The organism is Flavobacterium sp., assembly GCF_049590715.1.
Taxonomy (GTDB): Bacteria; Bacteroidota; Bacteroidia; order Flavobacteriales; family Flavobacteriaceae; genus Flavobacterium.
In genome coordinates this window covers 1-15,850 of sequence record NZ_JBAWDL010000281.1, presented here as the reverse complement: position 1 = coordinate 15,850, position 15,850 = coordinate 1, and the positions used below count along the sequence as shown (strand labels likewise).

The 15,850-nt window shown below is 33.9% G+C and carries 16 protein-coding genes and 1 tRNA gene; 12 read left to right on the top strand and 5 right to left on the bottom strand.

Features of this window, described 5'->3' with window-relative positions; genetic code table 11:
- Both WBQ70_RS12690 and WBQ70_RS12685 read left to right on the top strand, forming a co-directional pair.
- On the top strand, positions 1 to 199 hold a 199-nt coding region (locus WBQ70_RS12690), incomplete at its 5' end, for a hypothetical protein (RefSeq protein ID WP_423914842.1).
- Positions 200 to 210: 11 nt separating this feature from the next.
- Entirely contained in the window at positions 211 to 378 is a 168-nt protein-coding gene (locus WBQ70_RS12685) for a hypothetical protein (RefSeq protein WP_423914840.1), read from the top strand.
- A 72-nt stretch (positions 379 to 450) separates the two neighbouring features.
- Here WBQ70_RS12685 and WBQ70_RS12680 read toward each other — a convergent pair whose 3' ends face one another.
- Entirely contained in the window at positions 451 to 930 is a 480-nt protein-coding gene (locus WBQ70_RS12680) for a DinB family protein (protein WP_423914838.1), read from the bottom strand.
- A gap of 75 nt (positions 931 to 1,005) precedes the next feature.
- On the bottom strand, positions 1,006 to 1,938 hold the full coding sequence (locus WBQ70_RS12675; protein WP_423914835.1) for a 1-phosphofructokinase family hexose kinase: 933 nt from the start codon (positions 1,936 to 1,938) through the stop codon (positions 1,006 to 1,008).
- 140 nt (positions 1,939 to 2,078) lie between these two features.
- Here WBQ70_RS12675 and thiL point away from each other — a divergent pair, with 140 nt between their 5' ends.
- Together thiL and WBQ70_RS12665 are read left to right on the top strand one after the other, a co-directional pair.
- Positions 2,079 to 3,125: a thiamine-phosphate kinase gene (gene thiL, locus WBQ70_RS12670; protein WP_423914832.1), complete on the top strand. Its 1,047-nt coding sequence runs from the start codon at positions 2,079 to 2,081 to the stop codon at positions 3,123 to 3,125.
- A 152-nt stretch (positions 3,126 to 3,277) separates the two neighbouring features.
- Positions 3,278 to 4,045 (top strand): amidohydrolase, encoded by a 768-nt coding sequence (locus tag WBQ70_RS12665; RefSeq protein WP_423914829.1) that lies wholly within the window; start codon positions 3,278 to 3,280, stop codon positions 4,043 to 4,045.
- Here WBQ70_RS12665 and WBQ70_RS12660 read toward each other — a convergent pair.
- On the bottom strand, positions 4,042 to 5,703 hold the full coding sequence (locus WBQ70_RS12660; RefSeq protein WP_423914827.1) for an Ig-like domain-containing protein: 1,662 nt from the start codon (positions 5,701 to 5,703) through the stop codon (positions 4,042 to 4,044). The genes WBQ70_RS12665 and WBQ70_RS12660 overlap by 4 nt on opposite strands.
- Positions 5,704 to 5,870: 167 nt before the next feature.
- On the opposite strand from WBQ70_RS12660, the gene mce reads away from it, so the two are divergent.
- Positions 5,871 to 6,272 (top strand): methylmalonyl-CoA epimerase, encoded by a 402-nt coding sequence (mce, locus tag WBQ70_RS12655; protein ID WP_423914824.1) that lies wholly within the window; start codon positions 5,871 to 5,873, stop codon positions 6,270 to 6,272.
- A 142-nt stretch (positions 6,273 to 6,414) separates the two neighbouring features.
- Positions 6,415 to 6,488 (top strand) — tRNA-Ile (locus WBQ70_RS12650).
- A gap of 584 nt (positions 6,489 to 7,072) precedes the next feature.
- Here the strand turns inward: WBQ70_RS12650 and WBQ70_RS12645 are convergent.
- Entirely contained in the window at positions 7,073 to 7,660 is a 588-nt protein-coding gene (locus WBQ70_RS12645) for a riboflavin synthase (protein ID WP_423914822.1), read from the bottom strand.
- Positions 7,661 to 7,717: 57 nt separating this feature from the next.
- Between WBQ70_RS12645 and pdxA the strand changes: the two genes are divergently transcribed.
- From pdxA to accC, 6 genes are all read left to right on the top strand, one after another.
- A complete protein-coding gene (pdxA, locus tag WBQ70_RS12640) occupies positions 7,718 to 8,761 on the top strand; it encodes a 4-hydroxythreonine-4-phosphate dehydrogenase PdxA (protein WP_423914821.1) in 1,044 nt (347 codons plus the stop codon).
- 89 nt (positions 8,762 to 8,850) lie between these two features.
- Positions 8,851 to 9,399, top strand: coding sequence for a YceD family protein (locus tag WBQ70_RS12635; protein ID WP_423914819.1), 549 nt, complete (start codon positions 8,851 to 8,853; stop codon positions 9,397 to 9,399).
- 9 nt (positions 9,400 to 9,408) lie between these two features.
- Complete coding sequence (rpmF, locus tag WBQ70_RS12630; RefSeq protein ID WP_073242095.1) at positions 9,409 to 9,606, top strand: 50S ribosomal protein L32; 198 nt, start codon at positions 9,409 to 9,411, stop codon at positions 9,604 to 9,606.
- Positions 9,607 to 9,782: 176 nt separating this feature from the next.
- Positions 9,783 to 10,781 carry a beta-ketoacyl-ACP synthase III gene (locus WBQ70_RS12625; protein ID WP_423914817.1) on the top strand — a complete coding sequence of 333 codons (999 nt, stop codon included), beginning with the start codon at positions 9,783 to 9,785 and terminating at the stop codon, positions 10,779 to 10,781.
- Positions 10,782 to 10,806: 25 nt separating this feature from the next.
- Positions 10,807 to 11,274, top strand: a complete 468-nt coding sequence (accB, locus tag WBQ70_RS12620; protein WP_423914815.1) for an acetyl-CoA carboxylase biotin carboxyl carrier protein — start codon at positions 10,807 to 10,809, stop codon at positions 11,272 to 11,274.
- Between the two features lie 138 nt (positions 11,275 to 11,412).
- On the top strand, positions 11,413 to 12,759 hold the full coding sequence (gene accC, locus WBQ70_RS12615) for an acetyl-CoA carboxylase biotin carboxylase subunit (RefSeq protein ID WP_423914812.1): 1,347 nt from the start codon (positions 11,413 to 11,415) through the stop codon (positions 12,757 to 12,759).
- Between the two features lie 170 nt (positions 12,760 to 12,929).
- Here the strand turns inward: accC and WBQ70_RS12610 are convergent.
- A partial coding sequence (locus WBQ70_RS12610) for an efflux RND transporter permease subunit (RefSeq protein ID WP_423914810.1) occupies positions 12,930 to 15,850 on the bottom strand: 2,921 nt, incomplete at its 5' end.

The following is a 15,850-nucleotide window of genomic DNA, read 5'->3' as shown; positions in this document are numbered from 1 at the left end:
GTATAATTCTGATCAAATAGAGGCTTATTTTGTAAGTTTATTTCGTTTTTTCTTAATAACTGATTTTTATAGTCCATTTGAGGCAGGAAGAAATTATTTGACAAATATTGGAAGTTGGATTCCATTCATATTTGGTAAAATATTCATCGCCTTTGGTATTTATGAAATGATTCAATCTTTTAGAAAATTCAAAGCTTAAGTTTCAACACAATGAAAAGTAAAATTAAGAATAAAATCATTATTACAGACAAAGTAGTTATCGTTGAAACTATTGAGATTCCTACAGAACATCAACAGATTGTTTTAGACAGAATGACAAAAGCAAAAATTAATCCTGAAAGACTTTTAGATTGGAATGAAGTTTCTAAAAACTTATAATTTTTGATATAAAGTAAAAACCTGACGATATAATAATCGTCAGGTTTTTTTGTTTTTAAAATCAAATTCGCACTATCGTTCCCAGAAAAAAGGAGGGGCAATGCCTAAAGCTCTTAAATACACATAGCCTTGACCACGGTGATGAATTTCGTTGTCAATAAAATAAAGAATGTTTTGAATGATAGGAAACTCATATTGACCAAACAGGTTAAAAGTTTCGTTGAAGTCTTCAATGGTCAATTTTCCCCAGTTTTGGTTGATTTCTTCTGTGGCTTCATCCCATTTTTGCAGAAAATCGGCTTTTGTTTTTAGTTCGCCAATGTTTTCAGAGTAAGCTTGGTCATTGCGGTTGATAATGGCTTTTAAAGCAGGAGAACCAATGGATAATAATTCGGTGGTAAGTCCAGAGAAAGTTCTCATTCCGCCAATAGAAAATTCAAAAAAATCTTTTTCAGGAAAAAGTTCAATTACACGACGGGTTAAGTTGCGGTGTCCTTGCCAATGTTTCAATAAATCTTCGGGAGTAATCATTTGTGTTGCCAGTGTTTTCATAATTTTAAAGGTTTTTTATTTTTAATACTTCAAAAATAAGAGGCCATAATGACAACCGTTTGTCACTCCATTTTTTTATTTTTTTTGCAACCACTCAAACAATCGATGTGCATCTTCTTGTTTAAAAAGCTGTGTTCCCTCATTCATAGTGGCTGCCGATCCACAGGCCACCCCCCAACGAAGCACTTCTTTCAAGTTTTTATTTTGCGAAAGCGCCCAAACCATTCCACCTACCATACTATCCCCAGCACCTACAGTACTTTTTTTAGCAACATGGGGAGCGGGAACGTAGTCATAAGAATCTTTGGTTACCAATACCGCTCCTTGTGAACCAAGGGAAACAACTACTATCGCGGCTCCGCCATCAGCGATTATTTGTTTAGCTGCTTGGTTTACTTCTTCCAATTGTAGTCTTTCAACACCAACTAATTTTGCTAACTCTCCCACATTGGGTTTTATCAAATAAGCACCCGTTTTTAAAACTTTTTTCAGAGCTTCTCCCGAAGTATCAACGATTAATTTAGCTTTTTTGTCTTTAGCAATTTTGGCAATTTCTTCGTAAAAACCATCTGATAACCCTTCGTTCAAACTACCACTTACTACTATATACTGAGTAGCTAAATTTGAAATAACATTTAAAATGTTCTGAACTTCTTGTGATGAAATTACACCACCAGGGAATCCAAAACGGTATTGTGAATTAGTATTATCATCTACAGCAATAAAACTTTCTCTAGTCCAAGTTTCTACTTCAATACTCTTGAATGAAATAGCTTCTTTTTCGATCAGCTTTTCAAGCATTACACCTGTTGGTCCACCAGATGTAAAAACCGCCAATGAAGTACCTCCGAGTCTTGAAATGGCCTTAGACACATTGATCCCACCGCCACCTGCATCATATCTAGGCGCTTCACAACGTATTTTTTGCTCTGGAACTAGTCCTTTCAAATGAGTACTTTTGTCAATTGCAGGATTTACGGTCAGCGTAACTATGTCGTATGATTTCATTTTTTTTTATTTTTGAATTAAAGATGCAAAAAAACTTGTAGTAATCAATGTAAAACAATTCGTTTTTATGTTTTTTTAAAATTAGCCAAAACCTTTGCAACTTTGTACCTTTGCATCTTAAAAACTTTGCACCTTAAAAAATGATTGAAGATAAAACCCCACAACGTACAAGTATTGCTCAATTGGGCGAATTTGGATTGATAGACCATTTGACTAAAAATTTTAAAATCAATCAACCCTCTACTTTAAAAGGAATTGGGGATGATGCCGCAGTATTAGATTTCAAAGACAAAAAAGTTGTCGTATCTACGGATATGATGATCGAAGGTGTTCATTTTGATTTGGCTTATATGCCGTTGAAACATTTAGGATACAAAGCCGTAGTTACGAATGTGTCAGACATTTGTGCGATGAATGCCAAAGCGACTCAAATAACCGTTTCTATTGCCGTTTCAAATCGTTTTCCGCTGGAAGCTTTAGAAGAATTATTTCAAGGAATTACGCTTGCTGCAAATGAATATAAAGTTGATGTGATAGGTGGTGACACGACTTCTTCTCAAAAAGGATTGATTATTAGTATCACAGTTTTAGGAGAAGCTGATGAAGCTGAAATTGTGTATCGCAATGGGGCAAAATCGACGGATTTATTAGTAGTAACAGGCGATATTGGAGCTGCTTATATGGGGCTGCAGGTTTTAGAGAGAGAGAAACAGGTTTTTCAAGTAAATCCAAATTCGCAACCTGATTTAGAACTATACACTTATTTAGTAGAACGTCAATTAAGACCTGAAGCTCGTAAAGATGTGCGTACGTTATTGCATGCTTTAGAAATTAAACCAACATCTATGATTGACATTTCTGACGGATTATCATCAGAAATAATTCATTTGTGTAAACAATCCAAAGTAGGTTGTAATCTGTACGAAGATAAATTGCCTCTTGATCCTCAGTTTATCAATGTTTGTGAAGAATTTGATATTGATAGCACAACAGTTGCGATTAATGGAGGTGAAGATTATGAATTATTATTCACGATTCCAATTGACGATTTTGATAAAATCAAAGGGAATCCAAATTTCTCTATCATAGGTCATATGACCGAAGAAAATGAAGGAATCCATTTAGTAACTCGCGCCAATACTAAGATTGCTTTGAAAGCTAGAGGTTGGAATGCTTTGAGTGAGTAATTTTTTTTATTCATAGAGACATGGACTATTCTTTCCTGTTTATTTGCTTTATAAGTTAAACAAATCCTATGTCTCTATGTCTTTTAAAAAATTATTAATATAAAAAAACCTCACAGATTAATCTTCTAGTCTGTGTATAAACAGAAAATAAGATGAAAATCGCACTTATACAATCTCCACTAATTTGGGAAAACCCCAAAGCCAATAGAATCGCTTTCGAAAAAAAAATCAATGCGATTGCTTCGGATATTGATTTAATTGTACTTCCTGAAATGTTCACTACAGGCTTCACGATGAATCCAGTTGTCGTAGCCGAAACGATGCAAGGAGAAACTGTTCAATGGTTGCAGACATTGGCAAAAGCCAAAACAACCGCTATTACAGGAAGTGTTGTAATTGAAGAAGATGGTAATTATTATAATCGATTATTATTTGTTTTCCCTTCAGGTGAGATACAACAATATGACAAACGCCATTTATTTACACATGCAGGTGAAGAAAAAAAATATACCGCAGGAAAAGAAAAATTAATTATAAATTATTTGGGTTGGAAAATCTGTCTTTTGGTCTGTTATGATTTGCGTTTCCCTATTTTTTCTCGAAATACCGAAAATTATGATTTATTAGTTTATGTAGCCAATTGGCCTGAAAGCAGAATCCTAGCTTGGGATAGTTTACTTCGTGCTCGATCAATTGAAAACCTTTGCTATACGATAGGCGTTAACCGAGTTGGTGAAGATGCAAACTTATTAAACTTTAATGGACACTCACAGTTGATTGATTCATTAGGCCTATATACTATAAAACCTCAAGAAGAGGAAGGCATTTTTATAGCCGAAATAAATCAAACTGAACTTATCGCAAATCGAAAAAAATTCAATTTTCTTGCTGATGCCGATACATTTGAAATCAAAGACTAAAAGCTACTTTTCTTTTTCTCAGGTTTCTTTTTAGGCTCAGGGGTATAAGGAAGACTGACATCAAAAATTTGTTCCACATCCCAATTGGCTCGCACATCAATTTCTTTTGAAAAATAAACCACCTCTTCAGAATAGCGTTTTTGAAGAAAATTACCTGTATCGTATTGTTTGTTTTTATTATCATCATAGATAATACGTAGATTGTAAACGGCAGGATCTAAAAGATTAAAATCTATTGTTGTTTCTTTTTGACTATACTCAAATGCAAGAACTTCTCCTTTCGAATTTGTCAACTCTACCATTACAGGAAACTTCTTTACATTCTGTAAATTCACTCTTAAATTACCAAAATCTTCGATTTCTTTAAGGGCGATTTTATAAGAAAGCGTATCGTTTTCTTTTTCAAAAAAATCAGTTAAACCTCCTGGTAAAATTGCAATATTATATTTTTCTGAAGGTGTTTTTTTGAAGTCAAAATACAACTTTTGATTAAATTCATCGTATTCCGTTTGAAATTCAACTATTTCCTTTAAACCATTCGTTATCTCCATTTTTGATTTATCAAAACTAACTAAAGGCGTAGCTGACAACAACGTGAAGCGCTCTCTAAAACTCAATGTCCCTGCCTGAACTGCTGAAATTGTCAAAGTATCTTTCTTTTGATCTTTGACTTTAAATTCAAAATCCTTTTTATAATTATCTTTTTCGACTGAAATTGTCAAAGAATCTGTTTTAATTCCTTTGTACCACACTTGTAAGGAATCTTTATCAGGCATTTTTGTTACAATACTTGGAACTATTTCCTTTCCCTTTTTCAAAATCATTATAGGTTTTGATTTGGCAAAATCCTGCTTCCCTTCATAACCTACAAAGAGTTTGTTTCCAGAAACTTGAGAAGGCTTAAAAGCCTTAAAAGGCAGCGCTTCTTGAAACAACTCTAATTCATATAACGTATCATTTGGAACCGTAATCGCTTGTTTTATGAATCCTATTTTTTCTTCTTTTGGATTGAATTTGTTGTTTTTATTTTTATCTTTTAACGCAATAAGCATGTACTTTCCTGCTTTTAGATTTTCAAGTCGAAAAGTTTTTAAACTATCTAAAGTATTAGTAACATACCTTGGCGTTTCATTAAAGACTACTGAATCATTGAATTTCTCATTCATTTCATACAACATAACCGAAACAAAATTATCAGGCTCTTTGTTATAGGCATCCCTAATTACACCTCCTATAGCAAGCGAGTCAATATAATCTCCTGTTGAGAACACATATTTTAATTGGTTCAACGGATTACCCTCATTATTATCAGCAATGCTCTGCCCGAAATTAAAACTATAGGTGGTATTTGGCTGCAAAGTATCGTATATTTTTATAGAAAGATACTTACTGGCAATGGTAGGCAAAATCAGCGGATCTGTTTTCATTGGAGGTGAAATAACAAGCTGTTTATTAAGATCTTTTAACTTAACATATTCATCAAAAGTAAGTTTGATTTCTGTTTCGTTGAAATTAGTGCTGAAGTTTTTAGGAAAACTACTTTTCAAAACTGGAGCTAATGTATCCTTTAATCCACCTGTAATGCTTCCTCTTTTAGCACAACCGATTAACGACAAGGAGATAATTATAAAAAAAGTAATAAAATTGTTTTTGAACATGAGTCATCAAAATTAAAGAGTACAAAATAACAATTATATTTACGGTAATTGAAATTTTTAAACCATTATTATAACAAGAGTCTAAGTAAATTTTATGCGCAAAAAAACATCAAGCATTTAATTTGTAAATTTGCTGAAAAATATAACCTATTCAATACCTGATAGAGATGCAAAAAGTAGAGCACATTGGAATTGCCGTAAAAGACATAACAACTTCTAATTTACTTTTTGAAAAACTATTAGGCACTGCCCCATATAAATCCGAAGAAGTTATTAGCGAAGGCGTTCTTACTTCCTTTTTTAAAAATGAATCTACCAAAATTGAACTCTTAGAGGCAACTGATCCAGAAAGCCATATCGCAAAATTTATTGACAAAAATGGAGAAGGCATTCATCATATTGCTTTTGAAGTAGATAATATAGAAACCGAAATCATTCGGTTAAAAAAGGAAGGCTTTATCTTTATAGATGAATTACCAAAAAAAGGAGCCGACAATAAACTAATTGTATTCTTACACCCAAAAAACACAAATGGCATTTTAATAGAACTCTGTCAAGAAATTAAATAATTCAGTCTACAATAATAAATACTATTCTAGAAATCAGCCTGTTCCTATTTACTCCATCATATTTAACAAGTTTTACACAAAAACTAATTGAAAAATATTTGGAGCAAACAAAAAATAGTAGTAATATTGCACACTCTTAACCGGTCCTATAGCTCAGCTGGTTAGAGCACCTGACTCATAATCAGGTGGTCCCTGGTTCGAGCCCAGGTGGGACCACAGAGAAACCCCTCAATACATTGTATTAGAGGGGTTTGTTTTTTCTTACTCTTTTCATGAATTAAACTACTATTTACTATTAAAAGCAAAATAATTTTTTAATATCACTCCAATGTCGTTTCTTTGAAATAAACTATAGTAATAAAACAGACAATCCATCAGTAAAATTATTTTTTTCAACACAACTACTTTTAAAAAATAATGAAAATTTTTAAATATAGATACCACTTTATAACCATATTCTTTCTTGAGACACTAAATGTCTTTGCCAAGAAGGGAACTACACCACCAAGCCCAACTGGTAAAATACCACCTCCACCAGATGGAGTACCTATTGATCAAGACATTGCCCTACTGGTTTGCATTGCTTTGATTTTTGGAATATATACCATATACAAACATACATCACAATCACAAAAAAGCAGGCACAAAACTAAACCAACCATTGAGATATAACAAAGTCATTAAATAATAATGGTCAAGTTGCATTTATGACTTGAATCCGCCATTCATAAAAAAGAGACTATTTCATAAATTATGAAATAGTCTCTTTTTTGTTTTTAAAAATTAAGTATTACATACAATTAACTAATCGAATATAATCTAGAAACATATTTACCAATCACATCAAATTCTAGATTTACTTTTGTCCCCACTTCAATACAATTAAAATTAGTATATTCATGTGTATACGGAATAATTGCAACACTAAATTGATTTTTATTTGAATTTACAACTGTCAAACTTACACCATTCACTGTTATAGATCCTTTTTCTATGGTTATATTATTAAAAATTTCATCATAAGCAAAGGTATAGCTCCAACTTCCATTGGTCTCCGCCATAGCAACACAAGTACCCACTTGATCCACATGCCCTTGTACAATATGACCGTCTAATCGATTCCCCAGCTTCATTGCCCTTTCTAAATTGACCTTTTGCCCTACTTCCCAATACCCCAAATTGGTTTTTTGAACCGTTTCATCAATAGCTGTAACTGTATATTGAGTACCCTCTACAGCAACAACCGTCAAACAAATGCCATTATGAGCAACGCTCTGATCAATTTTGAGTTCATTGGTGATAGATGAATCCACCGTAACATGAATATTATCCTTCTCTCTCTTAATTTCTTGGATAGTTCCAAGGGTTTCTATAATACCTGTAAACATTCTTGTTTTATTTTACTAAATTTGCACTTCAAAATTAGCAATAAATAACTTGTGGTCATGATGAAAAGAGCAGAAAATATAATCGTCGGAATTTCAATTGGAGATTTAAACGGTATTGGAAGCGAAGTGGTACTAAAAACATTTGAAGATTCTAGAATGTTAGAACTATGTACACCCGTTATTTTTGCCAATGTAAAAATTATGTCGTTTATCAAAAAAAACTTGGATTCGACTATAATCTTACATGGTATTGATAAATTAGACCAAATTCTACCCGGAAAAATAAACATTTTCAATTTATGGAAAGAAGGTGTTGATTTAAATCTAGGAACTAACGACGAAAAAATAGGCGAATACGCAATCAAATCTTTTACTGCAAGCACTAAAGCATTAAAAGATGGATTAATTGACGTTTTAGTAACCGCCCCAATCAACAAATACAACATTCAATCTGAGGAATTTAAATTCCCAGGACATACTGATTACTTAAATCAAGAACTAGATGGAAATGCTTTAATGATGATGGTTCAAGGCAATCTAAGAGTAGGCTTACTAACAGACCATGTACCCTTAAACAAAGTATCATCCTACTTAACCGAGGCTTTAATCACAAAAAAAATAGAGACTATAAAAAAATCTCTAATTCAGGACTTCAGCATCAATAAACCCAAAATTGCTGTCTTAGGATTAAACCCACATTGTGGCGACGGTGGCGTAATTGGAAATGAAGACGACAGTATTTTAAAACCAACTATAGAAAAAATATTCAATAAAGGCACCTTGGTTTTTGGTCCTTTTGCAGCAGATGGCTTTTTTGGAAGCGGTCAATACGAAAAATATGACGCCATAATTGCCACCTATCATGACCAAGGATTAATCCCTTTTAAGACCTTATCATTTGGAAATGGAGTAAATTATACCGCTGGTTTAAACAAAATAAGAACATCACCAGACCATGGAACAGCCTATGATATCGCGGGAAAAGGGCAAGCAGATTACAATTCATTTAAAGAAGCTGTCTATTTAGCAATAGACATCTATCGTTCAAGAATTCAGCATTCAGAAATCAGTGAAAACCCACTGAAAGCAAAAGAAAAATAGTAGTAAATAAAAAAAGATAAATAACTTTATTAGGTTTGTAATAATTTTATATCTTTGCACCCCGAAGTTTGGGGCAAAATTTTGTTGAAATGAATAAGACAAAAGAATATTTAATTCCATTTGTAGGATTAAAGACCGGAAAACATCATTTTGAGTATCAATTAAATAATGCGTTCTTTGAAAACTTTGAGTATGACGAATTTGAAAATTCAGATATCAAAGTAAATGTGATCTTAGAGAAACAAAGCAATATGCTTGAGTTGAATTTCAAACACAAAGGAACAATCAATGTCCCTTGTGATCTTACTAGTGAAGATTTTGATTTACCAATTAAAGGAAATATGAAATTGATTGTTCGCTTTGGAGAAGAGTTTAATAATGACAATGAAGAATTGCTTATTTTACCCTTTGGAGAATTTGAAATAGACATTGCACAATACATTTATGAAATGATTGTACTATCGATTCCTCTAAGACGAGTTCATCCTGGCGTAAAAGACGGAAGTTTAAAAACCGAAGCTCTTGAACGACTAAATGAACTAACCATTAAAGAACAAAAGAAAGAAGACAAAAAACAAAAAGAAGACAATATTGACCCACGCTGGGACAAATTAAAGCAACTATTAACGGATAAATAATATAGTAAAATGGCACATCCTAAAAGAAAAATCTCGAAAACAAGAAGAGATAAGAGAAGAACACATTATAAAGCTACAGTAGCTCAAATCGCTACTTGTCCTATTACAGGAGAAGCACATTTATATCACAGAGCTTACTGGCATGAAGGTAAAATGTATTACAGAGGGCAAGTGGTTATTGACAAGTCAGAAGCTACTTTTGCTTAATTCATTTCTTTATAAATGATATACGAACTCTCACTTGTGAGAGTTTTTTTTGTTGTTTATAATTTTCCTTAAATAAGAAGTTCGAAAACTACGGGTTTAGATTTTTTTTTGTAATTTTCACCCCCTTTTAAACGTTTTTTCAAATGACAGCATTTGATGAAAAATAGTCCAATAAAATGAAGAAAATGACCGCCGCAATTACCGCTGTTGGAGCTTATGTTCCTGACTTTGTTCTTTCAAACAAAGTTCTAGAAACAATGGTAGACACAAATGATGAGTGGATTACCTCTCGTACAGGAATAAAAGAAAGAAGAATCCTTAAGGACACAGACAAAGGAACTTCCTTTTTAGCAATAAAAGCAGCGCAAAATCTAATTGCTAAAGGAAATATAAATCCTTTAGAAATTGATATGGTGATAATGGCTACTGCAACACCAGATATGCCAGTTGCAGCAACAGGAGCCTATGTTGCTACTGAAATTGGCGCTACGAATGCTTTTGCTTACGATTTACAAGCTGCTTGTTCTAGTTTTTTATACGGAATGTCAACAGCAGCAGCTTATATTGAATCAGGAAGATATAAAAAAGTACTCTTAATTGGTGCTGATAAGATGTCTTCAATTGTAGATTATACTGACAGAACTACGTGTATCATTTTTGGTGATGGTGCTGGAGCAGTACTGTTTGAACCAAATTACGAAGGCTTAGGTTTACAAGATGAATATTTAAGAAGTGATGGTGTAGGACGTGATTTTCTAAGAATTCCAGCTGGAGGTTCTTTAGTTCCTACTACCATGCAAACCGTAAAAGACAACAGACACAATATTATGCAAGACGGTAAAACCGTTTTCAAATATGCAGTGACTAATATGGCTGATGCTAGTGAGCAAATCTTAAAACGAAACAACCTTACTAATGACGATGTTAATTGGTTGATTCCACATCAAGCCAATAAAAGGATTATTGATGCTACAGCTAACAGAATGAATTTAGAAGAATCTAAGGTATTGATGAATATCGAAAGATATGGTAATACAACCTCAGCAACCTTACCTTTAGTAATCAGTGATTTTGAACATTTGTTTAAAAAAGGTGATACTATTATTTTTGCAGCCTTCGGTGGAGGATTCACTTGGGGGTCTGTTTATTTAAAATGGGCATACGACAAAAAATAAATTTAAACTAAAAATAAGACCAATTATGGATTTAAAAGAAATTCAGAACCTAATCAAATTTGTTTCAAATACAGGTGTTGCGGAAGTTAAATTAGAAATGGATGACGTTAAAATCACCATCAGAACTACTCTTGAAAACACAACAGAAGCAACTTACATACAACAAGCTCCAGTACAACAAGCAATCGCTCCTCAAGCAGCAGCTGCGCCTGTTGCACCAGTAGCGACTGCACCGGTTGTTGAAGAGTCTAAATACATTACTATCAAATCACCAATCATTGGTACTTTTTACAGAAAACCTTCTCCAGACAAACCTGTTTTTGCTGAAGTAGGAAATTCTATTGCAAAAGGTGATGTACTTTGTGTGATTGAAGCAATGAAGTTATTTAATGAAATTGAATCAGAAATTTCAGGTAAAATTGTAAAAATATTGGTTGACGATATGTCTCCTGTAGAATTTGACCAACCATTATTCTTAGTTGATCCATCTTAATTAATTATAAATTTTAAGTCAAGGAGTTATTCGTTAAAAGTTAGGTATTAGGAGTCGTTTGCAATTAGCTACAGCTCCTAACTCTCAACTCATAACCTTTCTCATAACTTAAAACTCATAACTCATAACTCTAAATAGATGTTTAAAAAAATATTAATTGCAAATAGGGGAGAAATTGCACTTCGTGTAATTAGAACTTGTAAAGAAATGGGCATTAAAACAGTTGCTGTTTATTCAACTGCTGATGCGGATAGTTTACACGTACGTTTTGCAGACGAGGCAGTTTGCATAGGACCACCTCCAAGTAACTTGTCTTATTTGAAAATGTCTAATATCATTGCTGCTGCAGAAATTACAAATGCAGATGCAATTCATCCTGGATACGGATTTTTATCTGAAAATTCAAAGTTTTCAAAAATCTGTCAAGAACACGGTATCAAATTTATTGGAGCTGCTCCAGAGATGATTGACCGTATGGGAGATAAAGCTTCGGCTAAATCGACTATGATTGAAGCAGGTGTACCATGTGTACCTGGTTCTGTTGGGATTTTAGAATCTTACGAACAAGCGTTACAGCTTTCTAGAGAATTTGGTTTTCCTGTAATGTTAAAAGCTACTGCTGGTGGTGGTGGAAAAGGAATGCGTGCCGTATGGAAAGAAGAAGATTTATTAAAAGCATGGGAAGGCGCTCGTCAAGAGTCGGCTGCTGCTTTTGGTAATGACGGAATGTATCTTGAAAAACTAATCGAAGAACCTCGTCATATCGAAATCCAAATTGTTGGAGATTCATTTGGTAAGGCCTGTCACCTTTCTGAAAGAGACTGTTCTGTACAACGACGTCATCAAAAATTAACGGAAGAGACTCCTTCTCCATTCATGACTGACGAATTGCGTCTAGCGATGGGAGAAGCTGCTGTAAAAGCTGCTGAATATATCAAATATGAAGGCGCTGGAACAGTAGAATTTTTAGTTGACAAACACCGTAATTTCTACTTTATGGAAATGAATACTCGTATCCAAGTAGAGCACCCAATTACGGAGCAAGTAATTGATTATGATTTAATTCGTGAACAAATTTTAGTTGCTGCTGGTGTGCCAATTTCTGGTAAAAATTATTTACCACAATTACATGCTATCGAGTGTCGTATCAATGCTGAAGATCCGTTTAATGAATTTAGACCTTCTCCAGGAAAGATTACTACATTGCATATGCCAGGAGGTCACGGAGTACGTCTAGATACACACGTATACTCAGGATACACTATTCCACCTAATTATGACTCGATGATTGCTAAATTAATCACAACGGCACAAACACGTGAAGAAGCGATTAGCAAAATGCGTAGAGCATTAGATGAATTTGTGATTGAAGGAATCAAAACTACAATACCTTTCCACAGACAATTAATGGATGATCCAGAATATATTGCAGGAAATTACACTACTGCCTTTATGGATACTTTTAAAATGAGAGATCCTCAATAATAGAAAAAGCTGTCATTCACGACAGCTTTTTTTTTGCATTAAGAAATACTCATGACGCAAACCATGAGTATTTTTTTTTGCTTCTCAATAAACTCTAACACTAAAAACACCCATAAAAAAAGGACTGTCTGAAGTTACAGACAGTCCTTTTCAATAATTAAAAAACAATATTACAAACTAATTTTTTTAGTCTGTTTCCAAAGTTTAAAACGTTCTACTAAATAGTATAACACTGGGACAACGATCAATGTAAGGAAGGTAGCAAATGTCAATCCGAAAATTACTGTCCAAGCCAATGGACCCCAGAAAATAACATTATCACCTCCAATAAAAATCTTAGGGTCAAACTCAATAAATAGAGAGAAGAAATCAATATTAAAACCAATAGCCAACGGAATCAAACCAAGTACCGTTGTTATTGCTGTTAACAATACTGGTCGCAACCTCGCTTTACCTCCTGTTACAATAGCTTCAAAAATATATTCTCTATCTAAAATTTTACTTTGCGGAACATTTAACTCCTCTTTCTTGCGACTTAACAATAACTCGGTATAATCGAGAAGTACGACTCCATTATTCACCACAATTCCCGCAAGTGAAATGATTCCCATCATAGTCATCATAATTACAAACGGCCATCCCGTAATCATTAAGCCTAAAAACACTCCAATAAAACTCAAAAACACCGCCACCATAATAATCGATGGTTTCGAAATCGAATTAAATTGAAAAACAAGAATCAACATAATCAGTCCCAAACCTGTTACTAAGGCTCCCATCAAAAAGGCCATCTGTTTGTTTTGCTCTTCAATTTGTCCTGTAAAATCAAATTTCACTGTCTTTGGAGCATCAAAATCGGCCATTTCTGCTTGAATTTGATTAACTACTGCCCCAGCATCCGTAAAACCAGGAGAAAGTGCTGAATACAAAACTACAACACGATTTAAATCCCTGTGCTTAATAGCACTAAAAGAAGAACTATTCTTTTGAGAAGCCACAGTCGAAAGTGGAATTTCTTTAATTTGACCCGAAGCCATATCTCTAAAAGTTATGTTCTGATTGAAAAGTGTACTTTGATTGTAACGGTTCTCATCATTGAATCTCACATTGATATCATAATCTTCACCATTAACTTTATAAACACCCGCCTTTTCACCAAAAACAGAACGTCTTAATTGATTTCCTACTTGACCAGCCGAAACTCCCATTTCACCAGCTTTCTCTCTATCAACTGTAACTTTCATTGCTGGTTTTCCTTTGTTGACATCTACTTTTAGTTCGTCAATTCCAGGAATATTTCTACCGTTTAAGAATTCTTTCATCTTCTCGGCAGTGACAATCAGCTCCGTATAATCTTTCCCTTTAATTTCAATGTTAATAGGATAACCCGCAGGTGGTCCTGCAGCATCTTTTTCAACAGAAATAGAAATACCCGGATAAATGTCTTTCAGCGCTTCTTGTACCTTTAAACGCATTTGTTCAGAATCTCTTCCATTACGGTATTTATACTCACGCATCGAAACCGTAATCTTGGCTTTATGTGGCATTTCGGCTGTAGAACCACCATCTGTTTGCGGATTTCCTGCTCCCTCTCCTACTTGAGAAACTGCTGACTCCGCTAAATAATTTGTTTTAGTGGCCTCATCAATATATTCTTTCGAATCTAAAACCGCATAGACTCTTTTTTCTATGTCTTTGGTAATCGTATTTGTTTTTTCGATATCAGTTCCTTGTGGGTATTCGATATAGACTATAATTTGATTGGGTTTGTTGTCTGGAAAAAATTCCACTTTAGTTCTACCACTACCAACACTCCATCCAAAATAAGTAAAAATCACTACAAAGAACATTACAAACATCACTCCCACAACTACAAATGGTTTTCTACCTGATAAAAAGTATTTCAACCAACTTTCGTATCCATTCTCCAATTTATTTAAAGTAACAGTCTGAAACTTCAAGGTATATCCTTTGATAACATATTTATACAACCAAAACATTGCTGCAGTAAAAAGCATCAAAGAACCCAAACCACTCACTGCTCCACCAAAAATAAGGATCAAAGTTCCGAAACCACCTAATATAATTGTCAATCGAATCAATTGTTTTTTTGTCAAAACTTTATCCTTGATATCCATGAATTGGGACACCAAAACAGAGTTAAAAAAGATTGCCACAAACAACGAGGAACCTAGCACAACAGACAATGTAATTGGAAAGTAAATCATAAATTGCCCCATAACCCCAGGCCATAAACCAAGAGGAACGAAAGCGGCAACTGTAGTCAACGTTGAAATGATAATTGGCATCGCAATTTCACCAATACCTACTTTTGCAGCACTAATGCGATCCATCCCTTCATCTTCCATCAATCGATAGACATTCTCAACCACTACAATTCCGTTATCCACAAGCATTCCGAGCCCCATGATGAGTCCAAAAAGGATCATTGTATTCATCGTGTAGCCAAGTGCATTCAAAATCATGAACGACAAGAACATCGACATTGGAATAGCAAATCCAACAAAAAGTGCATTTCTAAAACCAAGGAAAAACATCAAAACTCCAACTACTAGAATAATACCAAAAATGATATTATTAACTAAATCATCTACTTGATTCAAAGTCTTTGCAGAAGAATCATTAGACAAACTAATTTTCAAATCCTTTGGAAAATAATTTTCTTGAGATTCCGCAATAATAGTTTTAATTTTCTCCGAAGCCTCAATCATATTCTTGCCCGCACGTTTTTTTACGTCAAGCATTACAACGCTATTCCCAAATTCACGAGCATAAGTGGTTTTATCTTCATTTTTAAAACTCACAGTCGCTACATCTTTAAGGTAAATAGGACCATGTTCATTTTTAAGTACAAAGTTTTCTAAATCCGCAGGCTTATCAATTTCTCCTTTGATACTAATGGTTCTTCTTTGTCCACTCGAAATAATATTTCCTGCTGACATGGTCACGTTTCCATTACGAACGGCATTGATTACATCATCAAAACTTACTTTTGAAGCTGCCATCTTGAAAATATCAACCGCAATTTCAATTTCTTTCTCTTGCGCTCCACGAATATCAACTTGTTTGA